At 39.2% G+C, this 6,941-nt stretch carries 6 protein-coding genes; 2 read left to right on the top strand and 4 right to left on the bottom strand.

Annotated elements, in window-relative coordinates; translation table 11 throughout:
* The 4 genes from HWQ37_RS23860 to bluB all read right to left on the bottom strand — a co-directional run.
* A partial coding sequence (locus HWQ37_RS23860; RefSeq protein WP_292751706.1) for a PstS family phosphate ABC transporter substrate-binding protein occupies nt 1–978 on the bottom strand: 978 nt, incomplete at its 3' end.
* Between the two features lie 178 nt (nt 979–1,156).
* Nucleotides 1,157–2,314 carry a sulfate ABC transporter substrate-binding protein gene (locus tag HWQ37_RS23855; protein WP_292751703.1) on the bottom strand — a complete coding sequence of 386 codons (1,158 nt, stop codon included), beginning with the start codon at nt 2,312–2,314 and terminating at the stop codon, nt 1,157–1,159.
* A 423-nt stretch (nt 2,315–2,737) separates the two neighbouring features.
* Nucleotides 2,738–2,935 (bottom strand): hypothetical protein, encoded by a 198-nt coding sequence (locus HWQ37_RS23850; protein ID WP_292751700.1) that lies wholly within the window; start codon nt 2,933–2,935, stop codon nt 2,738–2,740.
* Nucleotides 2,936–3,270: 335 nt separating this feature from the next.
* Entirely contained in the window at nt 3,271–3,918 is a 648-nt protein-coding gene (gene bluB / locus HWQ37_RS23845; protein WP_292751698.1) for a 5,6-dimethylbenzimidazole synthase, read from the bottom strand.
* A gap of 686 nt (nt 3,919–4,604) precedes the next feature.
* On the opposite strand from bluB, the gene HWQ37_RS23840 reads away from it, so the two are divergent.
* Together HWQ37_RS23840 and HWQ37_RS23835 are read left to right on the top strand one after the other, a co-directional pair.
* Nucleotides 4,605–5,864 (top strand): DUF4912 domain-containing protein, encoded by a 1,260-nt coding sequence (locus HWQ37_RS23840; protein ID WP_292751694.1) that lies wholly within the window; start codon nt 4,605–4,607, stop codon nt 5,862–5,864.
* A gap of 85 nt (nt 5,865–5,949) precedes the next feature.
* Entirely contained in the window at nt 5,950–6,876 is a 927-nt protein-coding gene (locus HWQ37_RS23835) for a phosphodiester glycosidase family protein (protein ID WP_292751691.1), read from the top strand.
* The last annotated feature ends 65 nt before the right edge of the window (nt 6,877–6,941 follow it).

The raw sequence follows: 6,941 nt of genomic DNA, 5'->3' as shown, positions 1-6,941 counted from the left end.
ACCTGGTTTTGCTTTTTTGAATTTTGTCCCAGTTTCACCAGTAGCAAATTTTTGTTTGACTTTGACGTAAGCTTCGTCTGGTAATGCCACATAACCAACGCTATCTACCCACTTCCAAGAATTTTCGAGATAGAAATCTACAAATTCTTTGACTGCTGGCTTGGTATCTAATGACTTTTTACTAACATAGATGAACAGAGGACGAGACAAAGGTGTGTAGATATTTTTGATCACATTATCTACAGGTACTGGTTTTTCACACTTTCCTGTGGGACTTTCTACAGCTACCAAATTAAGTTTATCTTGGTTTTGAATGTAGTAAGATATCCCGACATAACCCAAGGCTGATGCATCACCTGATACTCCTTGCACTAAGAGGTTTTGATTGTGACTAGGAGTGTAATCTGTACGCCCATTTTTGGCTTTGCCAGTAACAGCTTGAGTCATATAATCAAAAGTTCCAGTATCAGAAGCTGGAGCATACAACTTCAGTTTTTGGTTAGGAAATTTGGGATTAACTTGATTCCAAGTCAAGATTTTACTATCTGATTTGGCGCTCCAAATTTTGTCTAGTTCTTTAATAGTCAGACATTTGGCAAAGTTATTTTTACGATTAGCAATCACGGCGATGCCATCTAAAGCTATAGGCAACTCAATAAATTTAATATTCTTGCTTTTACATTTTTTTATTTCTTCATCTTTAATGGTACGAGAAGCACCAACAATATCAATATCGCCAGCACAAAACTTACTAATACCGCCACCAGTCCCACTTGAGGCAACACTAACTTTAGCTTCCGGTTTAACCTTTTCGTATTCTTCTGCAACTGCTAAAGAAACAGGAAAACCTACAGCTGCACCATCAATACTCACCTGACTTTTCAGTTCTTCTCCACTATTACAACCAGTGATGCTGCTGGCAATAAGTATTAAAGATGTGAGCAAAAAGCTATGTTTAAATCGGCTATGAAAGCTCATAAATTATCAATTGAAGTAAAGTTACTGAGAATTTCTGACGTTTTAGTAAGTATAGCTTCGCGTAAAATCGTGGCGAATTGAGGTTTGAGATTTAAACGCAAAGGTACGCAGAGGGACGCAGAGAATTTAATGAAGGTAGTAAGTGGCTCTATCTTTATGCTGCATGAAAAAGTAGTGTTCATGCTTTGCTCGCAGCTTGAACTTTGTCAAAAATTGCCCCATCTCCAAAAAACTTTTTCTGAATAATATCCCAACCACCTAAATCTTGAGATGTGAATAAAGTTTTAATTGGCGGATGTTGTGATGCTACTTCTTGGGTAACGGTGGGGTTAACAGGACGATATTGTAATTTGGCAAATTCTCGTTGAGCTTCTGTGGAGTAAAGAAAATCAACAAATGCTTGTGCAACTTCTCTGGTACGGTGTTTATCAACGTTTTTATCAACTACCGCTACAGGATTATCAATGGAAATATTGATTTGGGGTACAACATAAGGCAATTTCGTCCCATTTTTACCCGCCAAAATCACCTCGTTTTCGTAGTTGATTAAGACATCTCCCTCACCTTTTTGGAAGAATAAATCGCTAGCTTCACGAGCATCTTTCGTTAGAGTAGGGGCGTTTTTATAAACTTTGGTGACATAATCTAGTGCTGTTGTCTCGTCACCGCCTGTTTGAGTCACTGAACCCCAGAAAGCCAAGAATTCCCAAATAGCAATACCAGAAGTTTTTGGGTTAGCTGCAATCACTTTCACGCCATCTTTTGCTAAGTCTGCCCAAGTCTGGATGCCTTTGGGGTTGCCTTCACGAGTGACGATCGCAGCAACCGACCTACTCACAATACCACTTCTCGGTGCTTTGGTTTCCCAACCCGATTTAATCAAACCTGCAAGAGCAATTTTGCTAACATCGAGGGGAAGTGCCAAGTGTACTATATCTGCTTCTTGGGAACCGTCAATGACAGCCGCCGCCTGAGCTACAGAACCACCATAACTTTGCTCAAATGTGACGTTTTGGTTATGTTCTTGCTTCCACTTCTCTATAAATTTGGGAATTATTTGGTCATGAGCGGCTTTGGTGACAGAGAATGAAACGAGTTTTAATTTAACATCATTTTTGCTAGCTGAACTGCTTCCCGAACACGAGGCAACTGCTATACTCAAAAAAATACTTATAAGAAATAGACTCACAAAGCTTTGTGTACTGCGTCCAGTAAACCAAATTTTGATTGCGTGTTGATACCATATTTGTATATTCCACAAGGCTTTTATTGCATAAGCCTGTATCCCCTCATTCAGGAATTTACTTAATTGTGTTGGTTGTTGCGACTTGCTCATTGGAATCACCCCTAAATCTACGGTATTTGTAGACGGATACCGTAATTATGAGAATTATAGGGTATATAGAATAATATTTATCATCTGGATTAAATTTTTTTGACTAAGTGAGCAATTTATCATCAAAAGTAGCAAATAAGTCTGATTTACCAAAGCATTTCAAAAAATGGGTTTTTCTGCTGGAAAGCGAAACAATCCGGTTGCATACATAATATTTGCTAAAAAATATGTGATTAGTAATACAAAACAGTAGTGAAAACCTCAGAAATCTCCGGGAATTACTACTTTGATTCGCGGATTGTATCAGTTTGAATCTACCTTTTTTGGCTGGAAACATATCAAGAAGAACTAAATAATAAGATTCCCGACTTTTTTAAAGAAGTCGGGAATTTGAGCTTTTGGATTCCTTTTTTACAAACCCAATCAATCATCAGTTGGATCGTCAATCATTTCTGGTGTTAAAGCTGGGTTACTTTTACGTTCTTGTGGTGATTGCTCTCGAATTACATCGTCAATTCTGGCAGGGTGTTTGATTTTGTCTAGTACCTCTGGACTTAATTGTGATGCATCGCCTTCTGGATTAGACTTTTCAGCTTGACTAGGAACTGTTTCCTTATTCATAATTATTTCCCTAAACCCTAAACTTATACGCCAAGCTTAAGTTCTTCGATGGTGGGCTACACACTATCTTGGGACTTAATTTCACATAGCAGTGGGTGAGTTTCACTTTCACTTGGGCGGCCAGCCAACTTCACTAGTAGAGAAAGTCGTGCTGTGTAAGTCGCCCATCGATGTCATATCTCAATACTTTACGTAGTGCGATTGTGCTTTTTCTTACTGCTTTGAGATTTGTTTTTTTACTTATTGAATATATTATGGACTCGTTGAACCAAAAATCCCCTGCCTTTTCAAGCAAGTGAGCGAAAGCGAAACTTGGTTAGGCAGGGGAGTGTCAACTATCTGGACATAATATTTAACCCTACATTAGTTCTTTGTTGCCATCCTGAGCGTTCAAGCTCAGGAATATCATGCTCCTCAACTGGATACCCAATACAAAGATAAGCTATTAGTTCCCAACTGTCGTTTATGGATAAGTCTTTTTTCACAGCCTGTGGGTCTATTATTGAAACCCAGCCAACACCTAGTCCCGATGCACGTGCAGCAAGCCAGAGAGTATGAATAGCCATGACAACAGAATAATTTAACGTTTCCGGCATAGTTAATTTACCCAAATTAGCGCCCTGTTCTGTTTCAACATCGGCAAATACAGCCAACTGAACAGGAGCAGCGTCTAGCCCTTCTAATTTGAGATTGGCGTAGAGCGAGGCACGTTCGCCAGAATATCCAGCAAGAGCCTGTTCGTTACACTTTCGGAAATTAGTACGGATTTTTTCTCTGTTTCTATTATCATTAACATTGACCCATCGCCAAGGCTGACTATTCCCCACAGAAGGAGAGAAATTGGCAATTTCTATTAAATCTAACAAAAGCTCATTTGAGATAGGATTTTTTAAGAATCGCCGAACATCCCGCCGCCATAGCAAAAGCAAGCGAAATGCTTCTCTAAAATCTTCATTAAAGTCAGGAAATATGTTAGTTTGCATAACACTAAATAGGTGTATAAATAGGCAAATAAAAACAAATTTTTAGCAACTGTATAAACCAAAGTAATGATAAAAAATTAAAATTTAGTTAACAATAAATTAATAGTTCTAGAGAAAATATTTATTAATATTTCGTATTGAGGGTTTTTTGCATAAATTTGGACTTTGGACGAAAAATAAGTGTTCGTAGATAATTTATATAGCAATCCTATTTGATTTGTGAAAATGCTCTTGATTCTGACCGGAGTAACGGAAACGTCTCCGGCTCCTGAATTCTGGTTTTTGGCTAGCCCAGAGGCTAATGTTATGAAAACTTGACATTGTTGCTATTCTTCATACGCCAATCACCACAAATGTCATGAAAAGCTGACAATTCGATCCCAGAAGGGCTGATAAATTCGTGAAACAGCCAAAAAACCTACTTCTTACCCCTTGATCCCTAGATATGCTTAGTGGTTAATATTGACTTAACAAATCGAAATCCTCCGATCCCAAAGAAATGCTAATTTCGGTGCGATCGGGAATTGGAAGGATGTTGTCTCAATTTAAAAACAGATTAAAAAACTTAAAAACTGGGCAAAACCAGGAGTCAGGATAAGAAATTCATCTGGAATGGATGAGATATTACATAGCATTCTTTAACCAGGGGAAATCATTTACCGCTTAAACTACTGGAGGCCAAATTAATGGCAAAAGAACGCCCGCCACTAGAGGAGATGACCTTACGCCAACTACGCAAAGTTGCTAGCGAATATAGCATCTCTCGCTATAGCCGAATGCGTAAATCACAACTGCTCGCATCAATACAAGAAGTCCAGCGTAGCAAAAACTTACTCAGTCCATCTCGTTCATTGGAGGCACAAGAAACCGTGGAAGCTGCAAAGTTTGAATTAGGTCAGGAAGATCGTACTGGTGGATCTTTAGCTGATGTTGATGAAGGACTGGCAGATTTACCCTCTGGGTATGGTGATAGCCGGATTGTACTTTTACCACGCGATCCTCAATGGGCTTACACTTACTGGGATGTACCCAATGAACACAAAGAGGAACTGCGTCGGCAAGGTGGACAACAACTAGCACTGCGGATTTATGATGTCACCGACATCAATATCGAATACCAAAGCCCACACAGCATTCAAGAATATCCGGCTGATGAACTAGCTAGAGAATGGTATCTACCAGTTCCAGTTAGCGATCGCGATTATACAATTGATATCGGCTATCGTGCTGCTGATGGTCGCTGGTTAGTACTAGCTCGTTCTACTAAAGTACACATTCCTCCCGTCTATCCTTCTGACTGGATTGAGGATGTCTTCATCACAGTAAATTTTGAAGAAGATTTGCGTGGTAAGACTCAGTACGAACTAGTTCCCCCTACCAAAAAAATTGCAACTACCGCCACCGCCAATGGTAATGCTGTTGTGAATGGCACCGGCAACCCCATCTACGACCAAATCTTTGGTTTAGCGGAATCTGCCGAATCACAACGGGTTGCTGGTTCTATCTTCGGTTCCCAACAAGGTGCTATACGTCCAGAACAAGCCATTAGCTCCTACATTTTCCCATCAGGTGTGGGTCTGTGGGCAACTCCCACCGTCTCCGGCTTAACCGCCTCCGGTGCAGGAATGTCAGGTGTTGGCTTCTCAGCTTCCGCCGTACCAGTGCGTCCGCGCCAGTTCTGGCTAATTGCCGATGCTGAGTTGATAGTCTACGGTGCAACCGAACCCGATGCTACTGTAACCATTGGTGGCCGTCCAATTAAACTAAATCCCGATGGAACATTCCGCTTCCAGATGTCCTTCCAGGATGGTTTAATTGACTACCCAATTTTGGCTGTAGCTGCTGATGGTGAGCAAACCCGGTCAATTCAGATGAAATTTAATCGTGAGACACCATCTCGCAATACTAACACCAAAGAAGAAGCTGTTTTAGAATGGTTCTCTTAAGTTTTGGCTCTGAGATTAACTCTAGACTGAAATTTTAAATTATTCCCCGCTATAGTAAATCTGTAGCGGTTTTTTTTGTATTATTATGTCTACAAGCAAATTATTTTTGTTATTTATTTTGATAATTAGTGCGAGCTTATTATCAGGTTGTCAAAAGATTGAAGCAAATTTAATCCCAAAAGCATCTAAAACTTGCCCTGGCAAAGATGCCAAGTTCAGTATTGATTTTTTTAAAACCAATAATCAAGGTAAAAAAAATCCTAAAGGTATTAATAATGTAATTATTTTTAATCCCAAATCAGCCCAATTAGATTTCAAAGTTAATGTTGGTCTATCTCATAAACTTTACGCCAAAGATAGTAGAGGTAAATTACGTAAAGAATATGTAGCAAAACAGTTTCATGAACTCATCGCTGATGAAAATGCCAAGTTAAAGGGACAGCTACCAATTGCCGCAATTAATGCCGACTATATAGATACTGATGATAAACCCCAAGGCTTAAATATTTCTCGTGGCATAGAGTATTCAGGAGCATTTAAAAATAAACGTTCTTCCTTTGGCATATCAGGAGGTACACCCCAGCAGCGACAGGCTACTATCCAGGCTGGCAGAAGAGAAAATGATATTCTCAATTACAATTTAGTGGGCGGTAATGGTAGATTTTATCGTCAGGGTAAGTTTAAAGATATTTGTCAAGATTTAGGAGAATTTGCTTGTAAAAATGCGACTAATCGCTCTCTGGCAGCTATCACTAATCAAGGCTATGTCATCTTATTAGTTAATGACTTGAAAGCTAATTCAGATATTCAATTATCCCAACTTAATCAAGAGTTAATGCCAGATATGTTTGATAATGTTCTAGAAGGCATTGCTAGCGATAACTGTTTAGGTAAGATTCAAGAAGGTATTTTGTTTGATGGAGGTATGTCTCCGGGATTGTATTACAACCAGAAAACTTATGTAGAAAACCTTGGGCCGATTGGTTCAGTTTTTTTGATTTACAAAAAATAAAATATTAAGGAAGGAGACGTGATGAATCGCAGGAAAGAGACGCGATGAATCGCCGTCTCTACAAT

Origin of the sequence: Nostoc sp. NMS4, from assembly GCF_017115095.1 — a bacterium.
Classification (GTDB): Bacteria; Cyanobacteriota; Cyanobacteriia; order Cyanobacteriales; family Nostocaceae; genus Nostoc.
This window is presented reverse-complemented; position numbering and strand designations above follow the sequence as displayed.